Below are 14057 nucleotides of genomic sequence, written 5' to 3'. Positions count from 1 at the left end.
TTGGGCAGCCTATGGATGATTAGAGGCAGTAACTTAAGTCATTGTCTGAAACATAATGAGCGAACGGCGCGAAGTCCACCGTCAGCGGCTGCGATTCGCAGGGGGCCCGGATGCGGATGTGCTTGCCGGGGCGGTGGGGCAGAGGTGCCCGGACCGGACGGCCGGACGGCACACCGGAGTTGGGCGCGGACGTGCCCAGACATCACTTGAGCCTGAGAAGGAGTCCTCATGCCGGACGGTACGGTGAAGCCTGCGCGGCGCCCGTCACTCAATCCCCTTGAACACCTCTTCGCCAAGCAGCGGCTCGAAGGGCTGATCACGGAGACCGGATCGGTCACCCCGACGATGAAGCGCATCAGGATCGCCGCCGACGGGTTGGGCGGAGCGGTCATTCCTTCGGGGCGTCACATCCGGGTCCAGATCAACGACCCTCTGTCCTTGTACGGGATCCTGCGCCCCGGTGAAACCCTCCGCACCTATTCGGTCTGGGAGCAGTCGGATGACGGCCGGGAGATTGAGATTCGGGCGCATCTCTACGACGGGGAAGGGATCGGGTTGCGCTGGGCGCGCGATGTCGAGGTCGGCCAAGAGGTCTCGTTCTGGGGCCCGTTGGGCGATTTCGATCTCAAGACGGACGCTCCGTACCACGTGTTCATCGGCGAGGAGACGGCAACCGCGGCCTTCGGTCCCATGATCAAAGCGCTCGGCCCCGAGGCGCACGTGCACGGCGTGCTCGAGAGCGAGACCTCCGACGACGAGGTGCCCGTGCCCGGGCCGCATGTCCTCAGGCGCGTCCACCGCAAGGGTGCCTCCGCGGTCTCCTCGCAGACCCTGCTCGCTGCGGTCTCCGACCTGGGTCTCCCCGAGGAGGTCGGCGTGGCGTACGTCGCGGGTGAGGCGCGCACCTGCCAGGCAGTCCGGGACCACCTCGTACACGTGCGCAAGTGGCCTCGTACGCAGATCAGGGTCAAGCCCTTCTGGACACCCGGCAAGAAGGGGCTTCACCACTAAAAAGCGAGCGCCCTGGTACGGCACCGGACGGAAGATGACCTTGGTGGCCCGCCTTCCGGCCTGGATCAAGCGAGCGAAGCACCGGGACGAGGTCCTGCGTGCCGTGAGTCGGATCCGCTCCGACATGAGCGGTGGGGCGGCGAGTGTGCGGCGGGGCTGAGTCAGCGCCGCACACTCAGTTTGCGCGCGGGTCGCGCGGTTGTCTCAGCGGCCCGCCCTCGTCGGCACCGGAGCCTGCTGCTCCAGCATTCTGGACCGGTGAATCCTGCACCGATCGACGTCCTGTACCGATCGGTGACCTGCACCTGACCGACGAAACGCTCCTGGACCAGGTGGCGGCCTTCAGGCCACCCGCTCCGCCAGAAACGCCTCCCAGGTCCGCCCGCCGTGCACCGCGCCCGTCGCCGGAGCGAGGTTCACGCCCTCGCGGTATGCGCGGCCCGCCTTGCCGGGCATCCGCATGCCCAGGACCGGGCGGCGGCGTCCGGTGGCGCCCAGGTAAGAGCGGACCACGTCGTCCATCGTGTACACCTTCGGGCCCGCCAACTCCGGTACCAGACCGGTCGGTTCGGCGAGGACCAGCTCTACCAGGCGCTGCGCGACATCGCGTACGTCGACCGGCTCCAGGCGCATCCCGGGTGCCGGGACGAGGGGCAGCTTGGCCATCTTGGAGACCATCTCGTGCACCAGGTCGTGGAACTGCGCGGCCCGCAGCATCGTCCACGGGATGCCCGAGCCCGTGATGGCTTCCTCCGCTGCACGCTGCGTCGCGAACCACGCCATCGGCATCCGGTCCGCGCCGATCACCGAGATGTGCACGATGTGCTTCACTCCGGCCCTCTTGGCGGCCTCGACCAGGTGGCCTGCCACCACGTCGTCGCCCTTGGCGCCGCCGGCCAGGTGCAACACCGTGTCCACCCCGGCCAGCGCGTCCGCGACGCCCTCGCCGGTCATCAGGTCGCCGGTGACGTAGGTGATCCCTTCGGTGTCCGGCCGCTCGCTGCGGCTGAGTACCCGCACCGGTGTGGCGGGCGCCGCCTGACGCAGCAGCGGGAGGACGTGGCTGCCGAGCGTTCCCGTACCGCCGGTGACCAGGATCGTGGCGTCAACAGTCATCATGTACTCCTAAGTTGCTTGTTTTTGTGGTGTGCGAGCTTCGGTTCTGCCGCTCTGACACGCCACCGTGGGGGGATGTGACAGATGGACGAAAAGAATCTTGAGAAGGGCCTTGAGGTGAGCCCTGAGGAGAGCCTCGGGGGCAGCCTGAGGGCCGAGGACTTCGAAGCCCACCGCCCACACCTGCGCGCCGTCGCCTACCGCATGCTTGGCTCTCTCGCGGAGGCCGAGGACGCGGTCCAGGAGACCTGGCTACGGGCATCCGCCGCCGATACGAGCGAGGTGGCCAACACCGGCGGCTGGCTCACCACCATCGCCACCCGGACCTGCCTCAACGTCCTCCGCTCCCGCGCCACGCGCCGCGAAGAGCAGCTGGAGACCGCCTACGGCGCCGACCGCCCCGACGGCCGCCCCAGCCCCGAGCAGGAGGTGGAGGCCGCCGACGCCGTGGGCATCGCCCTCCTCGTCGTGCTCGACACCCTCACCCCCGACGAACGCCTCGCCTTCGTCCTGCACGACCTCTTCGCGATCCCCTTCGACGAGATCGCCGCCATCCTGGAACGCACCCCCGCCTCCGCCCGCCAACTCGCAAGCCGCGCCCGGCGCCGGGTCAAGGGCACCACCCCGGCCACGCCCGACTCCTCCCGCCAGCACCAGGCCGTCACCGCGTTCCTCGCGGCCACCCGCACCGGCGACTTCGAGGCCCTGGTCGCCCTGCTCCACCCGGACGTGGTCCTCACCGCCGACCCGGCCGTGATCCCGACCCCGGAGCCGGTCGTCGTCCTGGGCGCGCACACGGTCGCCAAGGGCGCCATGGCAGCCACCGGACGCGCCCAGTTCACCGGCCCGGCCCTCCTGGACGGCACCCTCGGCCTGGCCATGGCCCCGAACGGGCACCTGCGCCTGGTCCTCACCTTCACCGTCGAACCCGGCAGCGGCCTTATCACCGCCGTCGAGGTGATCGCCGAACCGCAGCGCCTTGCCGCGCTGGAGCTGGCCGTCGCCTGACACGCGTGCGACCGATCGACATGCGCCACCTGAACCACCCCCGGTTCAGGTGGCGCAGGCACGCAGCTGCAACAGCTCCGGAGCCAGGAGCGTGACCCGGCCCGCCTGCTGGTCGTAGTCGATCAGACGGTCCCTGCGGAACGCGCCGAGCGCCCGGTTGACGGTGACCCGGGTGAGCCCGAGCGACTCCGCGAGCTGCTGCTGCGACGCGGGCAGGCGCACCACGCCCGCCGGATCGGCGGACCCCAACAGCCAGGCGGCGAGCCGTGCCGGCGCCGGCAGCAACGACGCGACGACGCGCTCCTGCTGGCGCCGTGCCTCGGCCGCCAGGACGTGCAGAACATGACCGCGTACGGCGGCGACGTCCTCGACGAGGGACAGGAACACGTCCCGCGGCAGCGCACGGACGTGCACCTGCGTCTGGGCCGTGAACGTCGCCGTGTGCCCGCGCCCGTCGATCACCGCGGTCTTGTCCAGCGCGCACGGACGCTCCCAGGCCCCGTGCCGGACGACCGCCCCCTGCGCGGTCACGGAGATCGCCGCAACTCGCCCGCTCAGCAGCAGCACCAAGTCATGCGCGGGCTCGCCTTCGCGCCGAAGGGTGTCCCCACGGGCATGACTCCCGGCCTTCGAGGCCGCCCACACCTCGCCCAACCGCGCCGACGGCAGTCCGGCCAGCAGCGGGATCCCGGTGAGAGGCAGCCACGGAGGTCTCTCTCCTGACAGAGGTGTATCTCCTGGTGGAGGTGTATCTCCCGATACAGACGCGCCCATGTCCCGGACACTAGTGTCCCCGACATGTGGACCATCGAACTGCGCTTCACCACCGACAGCGCCGAACACACCGCCGCACGCCTCGCGGCCCGCCCCGCCCACCGCGACGCGCTTGCCGCACTCCATGAGGACGGCCGCCTGCACGCGGCCGGCCCCTTCGCGGACGACTCGGGCGCACTGCTCATCTTCGACGTCCCTGACCGCGCCGCACTCGACGTCGTACTGGCCGCCGATCCCTACTTCCGTCTTCCGGCGGTCGAGCTGGCCGACGTCCGGGAGTGGTCACCGGTGGTGGGCTCCGGGGCGCCGGGCTGAGGACGCGGCAGGACATGCTTCGTCGACCCGAAAACCAGTGGAGGTGCGCTCGCGGGTGCCCTTACCGTGTTCCCGGCCGCTGTTACCCCTCCGGCAAGGACGTGCCGTTGTACACCAAGTGAGTCACCCCGAGCGCTGAACCGTCGCGCGTCACACCTGTGTGCCGCGCTCCTTTTCGCTGCGGTCTTCTCACTGGAACCGGTGTATCTCTGTGTCAAAGAACTGGGTGGTCCTGCCCACCCTTCTGCCGATCCCGATCGTCTTCTGCCGTTGCCACGCCCACGCCCACGCTTACGCGTCCGCCGGGCGCCTGCGCAAGAGCGGCAGACTTCCCGTCAATGTGAGCGGCCCTGGCCGGCTGGTGCGGCCGGCCTGGCAGTCGCCGTACGGTCCGCCGCCGCGCCGGTCGCACCGCGGCCGGTGGGTGCCTGCGCCGGGGTTGGCCAAGTCCGAGGCCGTCGTGCGGCGCGGGTACTTGTGCAGCCGGTGCGTCTGACGTCTCTCTCCGGTGCGCGGGCGGGCCCCCGATCCCGATCGGGGGCCTCCCGATCGGGGGCCTGCCTGCGCTGCCTCTGCTTACTGCTTACCGCTTACTGCTTATTGCTCACGCCCGACGCAGTGCGGAGCGCCCCGCGAAGCGCGCCGCGTCGCCCAACTCCTCCTCGATCCGGATCAGTTGGTTGTACTTCGCCGTGCGGTCGGAGCGGGAGAGCGAGCCGGTCTTGATCTGGCCGCAGCCGGTGGCCACCGCCAGATCCGCGATGGTGGTGTCCTCCGTCTCGCCCGAGCGGTGCGACATGACAGCCGTCCAGCCCGCCTGATGGGCCGTGGCCACCGCGTCGAGCGCCTCGGTCAGGGTTCCGATCTGGTTGACCTTGACCAGGACGGAGTTGCCGACGCCGGTGCGGATGCCCTCGCGCAGCAGCGTCTCGTTGGTGCAGAAAACGTCGTCGCCGGTGAGCTGGCACCGGTCCCCGACGCGGGCGGTCAGCTCGCGCCAGCCGTCCAGGTCGTCCTCCGCCATCGGGTCCTCGATGGAGACGATCGGGTAGGCGTCGATGAGCTTGGCCAGGTAGTCGGCGTTCTCGGAGGGCGTGCGGCGTACTCCCTCGCCCGCATAGTCGTACACCCCGTCGCGGAAGAACTCCGACGACGCCGGGTCCATGATCAGGCCGATGTCCGTGCCGGGGCGGTAGCCGGTGCGCTCGATGGCGCTCATCACGAAGTCGAGCGCTTCCTCGGCGGTACGCAGCGCGGGCGCGAAGCCGCCCTCGTCGCCGACGCCCGTGGAGTGTCCGGCGGCCAGCAGGTCGCGGCGCAGCGTGTGGAAGACCTCGCTGCCCGTGCGTACGGCTTCGGCGAAGGTGTCCGCGCCGACGGGCGCGATCATGAACTCCTGGAAGTCCAGCGGATTGTCGGCGTGGGCGCCGCCGTTGACGATGTTCATCATCGGCAGCGGCAGGAGGTGGGCGTCGGCGCCGCCGAGGTAGCGGTAGAGGGGCTGGCGGTGGGCAGCCGCGGCGGCCTTGGCGGTGGCGAGGGAGACGCCGAGGATGGCGTTGGCGCCGAGCCGGGACTTCGTGGGGGTGCCGTCGAGGGCGACGAGGGCGGCGTCGAGACCCGCCTGGTCCGCCGCGTTCCGGCCGCGCACGGCAGCCGCGATCTCCCCGTTGACGTGGGCCACCGCGCGGTCGACGCCCTTGCCGTGCCAGCGGGCGGAGTCCCCGTCGCGCAACTCCACGGCCTCCCGGGCGCCGGTGGATGCGCCGGAGGGGACGGCTGCGCGGCCAAGGGACTCGTCCGCCAGGACGACGTCGACCTCGACCGTGGGGTTGCCCCGGCTGTCGATGATCCGGCGGGCGGTGATGGTCTCGATGGTGGCATTGACCGTACCGACGGCTGTGGCTGTGGCTGCGACTGCTTCTGCGGACATGGGAGTTCCTCCCCGTTGTCGTGTGCCGGGGCCCCGGCTGCGACGACGCTGGCGCTGAGCCCGACGATCCAAAACCCTACAGCAATGCTGCTCAGTTTGGCTGTGCAGTTCTGCTGTCCAGTTTGGCCGTACGGTGCTGCTGTGCAGGTCAGGTGCACAGCGACGGCGTACAGCAGCGGGGTAAAGTGCCCTATGCCCACCCCGGAAGCCGCCGCCATCGCCGCAGAACTGCGTACCGCGATGGGCAAGCTCACCCGACGCGTCAAGCACGAGGACCGCATCCCGCTGGGCCAGGTCGCCGTGCTCGGCGCACTCGACCGCGACGGCGCCATGACCACCAGCGACCTCGCCGCCGACCAGCGCGTACGCCCTCAGTCGATGGCCCGTGCGGTGGGCCTGCTCATGGAGCAGAACCTGATCACGCGCAGGGCGCACCCCACGGACGGCCGCAAGTCGCTGGTCGAGCTGTCGGACGCCGGCCGAGTCGCGCTCGAAGCGGAACGCGGCCGCAGGGCAGGCTGGCTCGCGCAGGCCATCGAGGCCGAACTCACCGATGAGGAAAGGGAGTTGCTGGCCCAGAGTGCGGCCCTCCTGGAGCGGCTCGCCACACGCTAGCCAGGCGCGGCGGGAAGCCGGGGCGCCGTACGGCCGCCCCGGCCCCACCTGCGAACGGGATGGCCTGTCAGCGGTCCCGGGCGAGCGCGTACAGCTCACCCAGCAGACTCCCCTCGGTCGCGACGAGAGCGTCGAAGGTGCCCTCTTCGCGGATCCGTCCTTGTTCGAGGACGATGACGCGGTCGGCCATGCGCACGTTGTCCAGGCGGTGCGTGACCACCACCGTGATCCGGTCCGAAGCCATCTCACGGAGCTCGCGGAAGATCAGGTGCTCGCCGCGGGCGTCCATCTCGCTGGTCGGCTCGTCCAGGACGAGCACGGCCGGCTCGCGGTACATCGCTCGCGCACAGGCCAGCCGCTGCCACTGCCCGCCGGACAGTTCATGCCCGCCCCACACCGAGCGGGCGAGCAGGGTGTCGAGCTGATCGGGAAGGCCCTTCAGCACGTCGGTCATGCCGACGCGGTCCGCGGCGTCCCAGATGCGTTCGTCGCTGTGTTCCCGGGGCTGACCGAGGGTGATGTTCTCCCTGGCGCGCAGGGGCCAGTGCCCGTTCTTCTGGGGTACGAGGCCGACGTGCCGCCATGCCGATTCCGCGTCGGCGGTGGCCAGGTCGGTGTCGTCCCAGTGCACGGTGCCGCCGGTCGGCGTGGTCAGTCCGGTGAGCATGCGGATCAGGGTCGACTTGCCGGCGCCGTTCTCGCCGACCAGGGCGACGACCTCCCCTCGGTTGAGGGTGAGGGAGATCGGGTGCAGGGCGGGAGCGGCCCTGTCGGGGTAGGTGAATGCGGCATCGGCCAGGCGGATTTGATGCGGCGCCCCGGCCTGCGCGGTGCCGCGGGACGTGGTCATGGAGCGCACCTCGTCGATGAAGGTGTAGTAGTCGCTGAGGTAGAGGCCGTGGTGGAACATCACCGCGCCGTACCGCACGATCGAGTTGAGGGCGCGCCCCGCCGTCTGCGAGGCGACGATGGCCGTGCCCGCGATCGCCGTGGACATCGCACCCGAGAGGGCGAGCGCGGCCAGCGACGCCCACATGCCGAGTGTGAACACCCCCGCGAGGGAGGCCGCGAGCAACGTCACCAACAGATACGGGCGCGCGCCTTCGAGCTCGCGCCCGACGACCCTCCGGCACATGTCCCGGTACCAGGAATGCAGATAGGGGCGCATGGTGTTGGCCCGCAGTTCGTCGGCGAGGTCCGGTGTGGTGAGCCACCAGCGCATCATGCCGCGCACGTTGCGCGCGGAGAGGGTGCGGTCGTGGACGCGGTAGTCGATGCGCGCGGCGATCACGCCGCCCAGGCCCCGTGGGATGACCGACAGGAGCAGCACGCCCAGGAGGAGCGGGTGAAGTGACGTGAGTACGGTCGCGGCGGACATCAGCTGGACGACACCGTTGGTGAGCGTCTTAGCGTCATCCGCGATGTCGACGGCGCGCAGCGCGCCGATCTCGGCAGCCTGGCTTCTGTCCGTGAAGCCCGGCGTGTCGTAGGCGGAGAGCTCGGCCTTCATGTGGAGGTCGACCAGGGTGAGATCGGCGGCGGAGGCGATCTTCGGGTTCAGGCGCCGGGTGGCCCAGTCCGCGAGGATCCACATACCCGCGCCCACCGCCATCGCGACGACCGCGACCGCCAGGGCCGGCCAGGCTTGCGCGAGTCCTGTCCGGGCGTCGGAGGTGGTGAGCTCGGGCAGCGCCTTGGAGACGGCGGTGAGCATGACGGCCGTGCCCAGGCCGGACAGCAACTGACAGAGCAGGATGGTGATCGTCATGCGCCGGTCGACGGACCAGGCAAGGCGGGCCGACTGGGCGAGCGCCGCCGGGATCCGGCGGGCCATGTCCCACAGCGTCGCGTGCTCCATGGCCTTGCGGTGCTTGCGCCCGTTGTAGTCGAGCTCGGCGGGAGCCGAGGGCTTCGGAGCTGGAGCAGCTGAGCCTGGTTCTGGAGCTGGCTCGGGTTCTGGAGCTGGATCCGTTTCTGTAGCTGGATTTGCGGAGCGTGCGGCGGGGACAGCCGAGGTGTCGTCCGGCGCGGTCGCGTAAGGCGGCGAGGGTACTGGCCCCGGGCCGCCGGTGGGGGGCAAGGACCGCCGGGGGCCACCGCTGTGGGGCCACTTCATGCGAACACTCCTGCCGTCAGCCGGTCCAGGGTGCGCCGCCCGCGCGCGGTGACGTCCGGGTCGTCGTGAGACTCGCCCCGGGCGAGGACCCTCAACGCGTCCAGCGCGGCCAGACACTTCAGCACGTGGCGTTCCTGCGGCGTCAGCTCGCGTCCGTAGCCCCTGAAGAAGGCGGTGCGCAGATGCGGTCTGTCGGCCCACACTTCGCAGGCCATGCGGATGAAGTCCTGCACGACGGGCGCGAACCCGGCTCGCGCGAAATCGACCCAGGCTGCCCATGACGCGTATGCCGCCGACGACGCGCGTGCCGCCGATGATGCGCGTGCCGACACCGAAACCGACACCGAAACCGATGCCGCTTGTTGCGACCAGAGCAGATTTCCCGGCCGTACGTCGCCGTGGATGAAGCCGAGCTGTAGTGGCCGCTCGGCCATGCGCAGTTGTTCCACCAGGCCCCGGACGAACCTGCGCTCAGTCGCCGTCATCCGGCCCCCGGTCTGGTCCAGGAGCCCGCCCGCGCCCTCCGCTGCGGCGTGCAACGCCTGCTCGGCCTCAAGACGCCGGCGGCCCGTCAGTTCGCCTGCCGCATGGAGCCGCGCCACCAGGAGACCGCCCTGCCGGTGTGTCTCGTACTCCTCGGCCGGTGGGAGCGGGAGTTCCTGCACCGGACGGCCGGGTACGGCAGCTGTCAGAAGGGCCAGATGTTCGGCGCTGGACGCCCGCAGTTGAGGCGCCCGGCCGGCTCCCAGCGCGGGGGCCGCGTGCCGCAGGGCGAAGGTCTCCCTCTCGTACGCCTCCGCGTGCGGGGAGATCTTCAGGTAGAACCGGCAGCCGTCGGGCCGCACGAGATCCCAGACCCGCGCGTCCGCTCGCGGCTGCGAGGCGGCGGCGTACCGAACGTCCGCAACGGTGCCGATCTCGCGCTCGGCCCAGCCTTGCAGAGCCGTGGGGAGCGCCTTCGTGCTGCCGCTCATGCGCCCCACCTTGCTGACGGTCGTGATGCGGCGGCGAACGGGGCGCGGCGCGCGTCGGCGGGACGCCCGAGGGCGGCGGGGGCGACGGTCTGAGCGGGAGGATTTTCGAACGCGGGGCGAGGGGCGGGAAGGCAACGCACGGGGTTCATGGATTTCTCCTGTGTAGGTGAGCGGGTGGAGCACCGGGACAACGTCGCTGATCACAGGGCCGATACGGGCTGTACCGGGGGACCGGTCGAGCGCAGGTGCGACGCGAGCCCGAGAGGGCAAGTGCTGTCGGCCCAAGCCCCTGGCACCCGCTCGTTCGATTCACTCGTCACGGGGACAGCGACGAAGCCATGACCCGAGCGGGGGATTGCATGTGGTGCACGGAGTGCCTGTGGTGCACGTGGCGTCGAGAACACCGGTCTCCCTGGATGAGGCGCGGACGTGGGCAGCGGACGGAACCCTCGTCCACGCCACTGACAATCAGCGGGGTGCGGTGCTGGAATCCGGACAATCCAAATACGGGTCCGGCGCAGAGCAGACAGCCAAGGCGCGCCCCGATGACCTGGGACGCAGCCGGAAGAAAGGATTCTTGAACCCAACGGCACAACCCGGCAGTTGACTGCCCGACGAGATGGCTTGATCTGCCGTACGGCGGCGCCCGACCAGATCACTGACCGGGATGTCGAGGTGCCGACGTGCATATCGGGGGCTAGCGTGTGCAGCTCCGGGCGCCAGCGCCCGTATACCCGTATACAGGTGGTCTGGTCGTAGGAGGCGTCTCAGCGCCAAGCCGCTCCGGACGGCCCCCACTCCGTCAGGTGAGTCGGCAGAACCCGGTGATCGAGGTACGTGTTCGGTGCCCGCAGATTCAGATGCCGTCACAGTCTGTGCCGCAGCAACGTGAGTCGTCGGTCAGAGATCGTCCTCTGATTCCGAGTGCAGGCGCATGTCGAGGTCGGTGACCCATTCCAGGGCCCACGTGCGCAGAGCTTGGATCTCTTCCGGGAGCATGCTGCATGCGGTGACCACGAGTGGGTGCGGCGAGCCGATGGCAAGGACGTCGGCGAGCAGCCGGCGGTGCAGACCGGACAGGGTCATGCAGCGCTCGAGGCCCGGGTGGTGAGCTCGGTGAAGCGGGACTCCCACACATCGCGGATGATCCTGCTGATCAGGGTGCGCAGCACTGGCCACTGCGCCCGTAGCAGGTCCGGGTCGAGGAAGGCGATCAGGTCCTCGCGCTGTCCCTCGGCGAGCACGGTGCGATACAGGCTCATGCGCGAGCGCGGGCGTTCCAGGTCGAAGGAGCGGAGCCCGGACCAGACCACGTGCAGCGGCAGGCTGACCGTGCCGTGGGAGGGGCCGGCCAGGTCGGTCAGACGCTCGGGCAGGCGGCTGGTGTAGCGCGCCCGCAGTACTGCTTCGGCGGAAGGCTCATCGGGGAGCGGGGACACCAGGGCCATGGCGCCAATTATCGCCCTTTGCTTGCGCAGCGTGCAGATGATGGACGCAGATGGCTCTGGCGCGGGGCCCGGGCCCGACCTGGCGCCTGTCACAAAAGGAACCATCACGGTCACGTCGCGGTCCAACTCCCACGGGCGTGTGCTACTACGCCGAGAAGCCCTACAAGCTGCACTATGCGTGCGCGCCCCCGCCCCGCCGCGTCGCACTCAAGACTCGGCGAATTCGCTGCCTGAGGCAACACATGTGTCCAGTTCAAGCCAGCCTCTCTCGGCTGTGCCGGATTGCCACTGTCGCGGTCGGGGCGGAAAGCCACTGGATGTGGAGTTGAACCCCGACGCATCTCACCCCTTGAGCCACCCATATTCAGCCATGCAGGAAGTGGACTACGCCAATTCATTAGATCCTCGCCCCACCTCTACTTAGCGTCTCGGTTCGCATGTTGTGCACCTGCTGACACAGGAGTCACGGTGCAGATCAACGCTTCACTGGAACCCTGGGGGACGCAGTATGAGACACGTACGGAAGAGACTCGCGCAGATAGCCTCCGCCGCACTCCTCGGCACAGCCGCCACCACACTGCCGGCGTCGGCGGACGAAAGCCCGACGCCCCCGAAGCCGCTCACCTCTCCCGTCCGTGCTGAGGCGTTTGCGGACAAGCTCGGTGACGATCGCACCGGTGGCGTGTACTACAAGGACGGGGACCTTGTCGTAGCGGTTACCGATCAGGCCGCCGCCCAGTCGGTCCGCGACGCGGGCGGAACCCCGAAGCTGGTCTCCCGCAGCACTTCCGAGCTTGCGTCCATTCACCACAGCTTCGACCAGTTGGGGAATATCCCCAATACGACGTGGGGTGTCGAGACCGACACCAATCAGCTGAGCGTCGAGATCTTCGACGGAGTACCCGCCGCCGACCGGACCAGGATCGAGAAGGCCGCGGCGGCTCACCCGGGGGCGGTCCGCGTCAAGAGGATCGACAGCAAGCTGAAGTTCAAGGCAACCGACCTGCGCGGCGCCAATGGGATCTACTCCAACAACTACCTGTGCAGTGCCGGGTTCAACACCAAGAACTCCTCGGGAGCGATCTACACGCTCACCGCAGGCCACTGTGTCGCGGGCACCGGCAACACCTGGTACATGGACCACAACAGCGCCAAGATCGGTACGCAGACCGCATCCAACTTCGGCACCGGCACCGGCGGTCAGTGCGACGGTGCCACCCGCGCTTGCGACTGGGCGACCATCAGGGCGAACGCTTCCGGCATCAACCCGCTGGGGACCGTCAGGTACTGGGGCGGTGACTACCACCAGATCGAGAACTCCCGTTACCCGGCCGAAGGCGAGAGCATCGACAGGATCGGGGTCAAGAGCCAGGACACGACCGGCAACGTCACCAAGACGAGCGTGACCGTCAACATCGAAGGCGTGACGCTGTACAGCATGTTCGAGACGAACAACTGCGCTCTGGGCGGCGACAGCGGAGGGCCTGCGCTCCACGGAAAGACGGCCCTGGGTCTGCTCTCCGGCGGGTCCGACGAGCAGGTGTGCACCTCCTCCTCCAGTGGGACCTACCGGAACTACTTCACGAAGGTGCAGACCGTACTGAACGAACGCGGCCTGCACGTCTACTGACGACGCTGCCCCATCCAGCTACCGCACCGGCGAACCTGCTCTCGTCCAACCAGTCACCAGTCACCAGTCACCAGTCACCAGTCACTAGTCACCAGTCATCGGTCACAGGGACTGAGTTTCACTGAGTTTCAGGAACAGAGCAGGTAGCCGCCGCTTCGTTCGACCAGGAGGACACATGCGCGTCAGGGCATCACACCCCGTCAGCCTGCTTGCCGGGGTTGCCCTGTCTGCCGTGAGCATGCTGGCTCTCTCCGGTTGCGGTAGCCAGACGGCCGCCGACAGCGACACGGACGCGGACGTCCTCGCGGAACGGGCTCGGCAGGTCGCCGCGGCCTGGGACGGCTCGGCCGCGGCTGCCGCGAGTCGTGACCTCTACGACCCCATAGGCGAGGAAGTCCGGCTGCCGGAGGGCGGCTTGCACGGCAAGGCCGACAAGCAGGCCTACAAGGACGAGAACTTCGTCCTACGAGGCAAGCTGCCCGACACCGCCCCCAAGGCCGGCCCGGTCACATGGGCTTGGGGCAAAGCGTCGAGCCGCCCGCTGATGCGGGCGAGCGAGTCGTACGAGACCTTGGCGGGCTCCCGGGCCGACGAAGATGCTCGTGCCGACGGAGACTCCCGTGTCGACCGCGAACCTCACCTCACGGTGACCGGGGCGAAGCTGGCCGAGATGCGCGTGACCACCAGCCGCGGCCCGGCCACGGTCCCGGCCTGGGCCTTCACCCTGGACGGCTACACCTCCCCGCTCAAGCTGGCCGCCGCCGTCCCCTCGAAAGTCCCTCCGGCACCGATCAAGCCGACCCACGACATCCCCGGCTCCCCGCTCAACCGACTCGTCGGGATTGCCGCCGACAGCCGCTCGGTCACTGTCATCGCCGTCCACGGTGCCTGTGACGACGGCCCCGTGGTGGACGTCCTGGAAACGAGCGGCAGCGTCGTACTGTCGGCCTCCGTCAAGAACCACGAAGACGGCGACAACTGCACCAAGCAGGCCCGGATGCAGCAGGTGACGGCCAAACTGAAACGGCCCGTGGGGGACCGCGTCCTGCTCGACGCGCGAACCGGCCAGCCGGTTCCCTACAAGGGCCTCCGCGGGATCTCGCCGAGCGGCAGTTGA

The 14057-nt window shown here is 69.3% G+C and carries 13 protein-coding genes; 6 read left to right on the top strand and 7 right to left on the bottom strand.

Annotated features, from left to right (window positions below):
* The first annotated feature begins 228 nt into the window (after nt 1–228).
* A complete protein-coding gene (locus ACWFR3_RS10440; RefSeq protein ID WP_453734154.1) occupies nt 229–1011 on the top strand; it encodes a siderophore-interacting protein in 783 nt (260 codons plus the stop codon).
* 342 nt (nt 1012–1353) lie between these two features.
* On the opposite strand, the gene ACWFR3_RS10435 is transcribed toward ACWFR3_RS10440, so the two are convergent.
* Nucleotides 1354–2130 (bottom strand): SDR family oxidoreductase, encoded by a 777-nt coding sequence (locus tag ACWFR3_RS10435; protein WP_453734153.1) that lies wholly within the window; start codon nt 2128–2130, stop codon nt 1354–1356.
* Between the two features lie 81 nt (nt 2131–2211).
* Between ACWFR3_RS10435 and ACWFR3_RS10430 the strand changes: the two genes are divergently transcribed.
* On the top strand, nt 2212–3135 hold the full coding sequence (locus ACWFR3_RS10430) for a sigma-70 family RNA polymerase sigma factor (protein ID WP_453734152.1): 924 nt from the start codon (nt 2212–2214) through the stop codon (nt 3133–3135).
* 45 nt (nt 3136–3180) lie between these two features.
* On the opposite strand, the gene ACWFR3_RS10425 is transcribed toward ACWFR3_RS10430, so the two are convergent.
* Complete coding sequence (locus ACWFR3_RS10425; RefSeq protein WP_453734189.1) at nt 3181–3780, bottom strand: Crp/Fnr family transcriptional regulator; 600 nt, start codon at nt 3778–3780, stop codon at nt 3181–3183.
* A 153-nt stretch (nt 3781–3933) separates the two neighbouring features.
* Between ACWFR3_RS10425 and ACWFR3_RS10420 the strand changes: the two genes are divergently transcribed.
* Nucleotides 3934–4224 carry a YciI family protein gene (locus tag ACWFR3_RS10420; protein ID WP_453734151.1) on the top strand — a complete coding sequence of 97 codons (291 nt, stop codon included), beginning with the start codon at nt 3934–3936 and terminating at the stop codon, nt 4222–4224.
* Nucleotides 4225–4828: 604 nt separating this feature from the next.
* On the opposite strand, the gene eno is transcribed toward ACWFR3_RS10420, so the two are convergent.
* The gene (gene eno / locus ACWFR3_RS10415) at nt 4829–6157 is read right to left on the bottom strand and encodes a phosphopyruvate hydratase (RefSeq protein WP_453734150.1); all 1329 of its coding nucleotides are present in this window, start codon (nt 6155–6157) and stop codon (nt 4829–4831) included.
* A 192-nt stretch (nt 6158–6349) separates the two neighbouring features.
* On the opposite strand from eno, the gene ACWFR3_RS10410 reads away from it, so the two are divergent.
* Complete coding sequence (locus ACWFR3_RS10410) at nt 6350–6772, top strand: MarR family winged helix-turn-helix transcriptional regulator (protein ID WP_453734149.1); 423 nt, start codon at nt 6350–6352, stop codon at nt 6770–6772.
* A 67-nt stretch (nt 6773–6839) separates the two neighbouring features.
* Here ACWFR3_RS10410 and ACWFR3_RS10405 read toward each other — a convergent pair whose 3' ends face one another.
* The 4 genes from ACWFR3_RS10405 to ACWFR3_RS10390 form a co-directional block, all read right to left on the bottom strand.
* Nucleotides 6840–8630 carry an ATP-binding cassette domain-containing protein gene (locus ACWFR3_RS10405; protein WP_453734148.1) on the bottom strand — a complete coding sequence of 597 codons (1791 nt, stop codon included), beginning with the start codon at nt 8628–8630 and terminating at the stop codon, nt 6840–6842.
* 254 nt (nt 8631–8884) lie between these two features.
* Nucleotides 8885–9862, bottom strand: coding sequence for a phosphotransferase (locus ACWFR3_RS10400; protein WP_453734147.1), 978 nt, complete (start codon nt 9860–9862; stop codon nt 8885–8887).
* Nucleotides 9863–10762: 900 nt separating this feature from the next.
* On the bottom strand, nt 10763–10948 hold the full coding sequence (locus ACWFR3_RS10395; RefSeq protein WP_453734146.1) for a hypothetical protein: 186 nt from the start codon (nt 10946–10948) through the stop codon (nt 10763–10765).
* The gene (locus tag ACWFR3_RS10390) at nt 10945–11310 is read right to left on the bottom strand and encodes a hypothetical protein (RefSeq protein ID WP_453734145.1); all 366 of its coding nucleotides are present in this window, start codon (nt 11308–11310) and stop codon (nt 10945–10947) included. Before ACWFR3_RS10390 ends, ACWFR3_RS10395 begins: the two co-directional genes overlap by 4 nt.
* Before the next feature lie 508 nt (nt 11311–11818).
* On the opposite strand from ACWFR3_RS10390, the gene ACWFR3_RS10385 reads away from it, so the two are divergent.
* Together ACWFR3_RS10385 and ACWFR3_RS10380 are read left to right on the top strand one after the other, a co-directional pair.
* The gene (locus ACWFR3_RS10385; RefSeq protein WP_453734144.1) at nt 11819–12940 is read left to right on the top strand and encodes a S1 family peptidase; all 1122 of its coding nucleotides are present in this window, start codon (nt 11819–11821) and stop codon (nt 12938–12940) included.
* A 238-nt stretch (nt 12941–13178) separates the two neighbouring features.
* Nucleotides 13179–14057, top strand: coding sequence for a hypothetical protein (locus ACWFR3_RS10380; RefSeq protein ID WP_453734188.1), 879 nt, complete (start codon nt 13179–13181; stop codon nt 14055–14057).

This window comes from Streptomyces sp. NPDC055189 (assembly GCF_053606765.1).
This window is presented reverse-complemented; position numbering and strand designations above follow the sequence as displayed.

What these genes read in the sequence shown, in the direction of transcription:
- ACWFR3_RS10440 (WP_453734154.1), top strand. Translation starts at nt 229, where the DNA reads ATGCCGGACGGTACGGTGAAGCCTGCGCGGCGCCCGTCACTCAATCCC.
- ACWFR3_RS10435 (WP_453734153.1), bottom strand. Translation starts at nt 2,130, where the DNA reads ATGATGACTGTTGACGCCACGATCCTGGTCACCGGCGGTACGGGAACG.
- ACWFR3_RS10430 (WP_453734152.1), top strand. Translation starts at nt 2,212, where the DNA reads ATGGACGAAAAGAATCTTGAGAAGGGCCTTGAGGTGAGCCCTGAGGAG.
- ACWFR3_RS10420 (WP_453734151.1), top strand. Translation starts at nt 3,934, where the DNA reads ATGTGGACCATCGAACTGCGCTTCACCACCGACAGCGCCGAACACACC.
- eno (WP_453734150.1), bottom strand. Translation starts at nt 6,157, where the DNA reads ATGTCCGCAGAAGCAGTCGCAGCCACAGCCACAGCCGTCGGTACGGTC.
- ACWFR3_RS10410 (WP_453734149.1), top strand. Translation starts at nt 6,350, where the DNA reads ATGCCCACCCCGGAAGCCGCCGCCATCGCCGCAGAACTGCGTACCGCG.
- ACWFR3_RS10405 (WP_453734148.1), bottom strand. Translation starts at nt 8,630, where the DNA reads ATGGAGCACGCGACGCTGTGGGACATGGCCCGCCGGATCCCGGCGGCG.
- ACWFR3_RS10400 (WP_453734147.1), bottom strand. Translation starts at nt 9,862, where the DNA reads ATGAGCGGCAGCACGAAGGCGCTCCCCACGGCTCTGCAAGGCTGGGCC.
- ACWFR3_RS10395 (WP_453734146.1), bottom strand. Translation starts at nt 10,948, where the DNA reads ATGACCCTGTCCGGTCTGCACCGCCGGCTGCTCGCCGACGTCCTTGCC.
- ACWFR3_RS10390 (WP_453734145.1), bottom strand. Translation starts at nt 11,310, where the DNA reads ATGGCCCTGGTGTCCCCGCTCCCCGATGAGCCTTCCGCCGAAGCAGTA.
- ACWFR3_RS10385 (WP_453734144.1), top strand. Translation starts at nt 11,819, where the DNA reads ATGAGACACGTACGGAAGAGACTCGCGCAGATAGCCTCCGCCGCACTC.
- ACWFR3_RS10380 (WP_453734188.1), top strand. Translation starts at nt 13,179, where the DNA reads ATGCTGGCTCTCTCCGGTTGCGGTAGCCAGACGGCCGCCGACAGCGAC.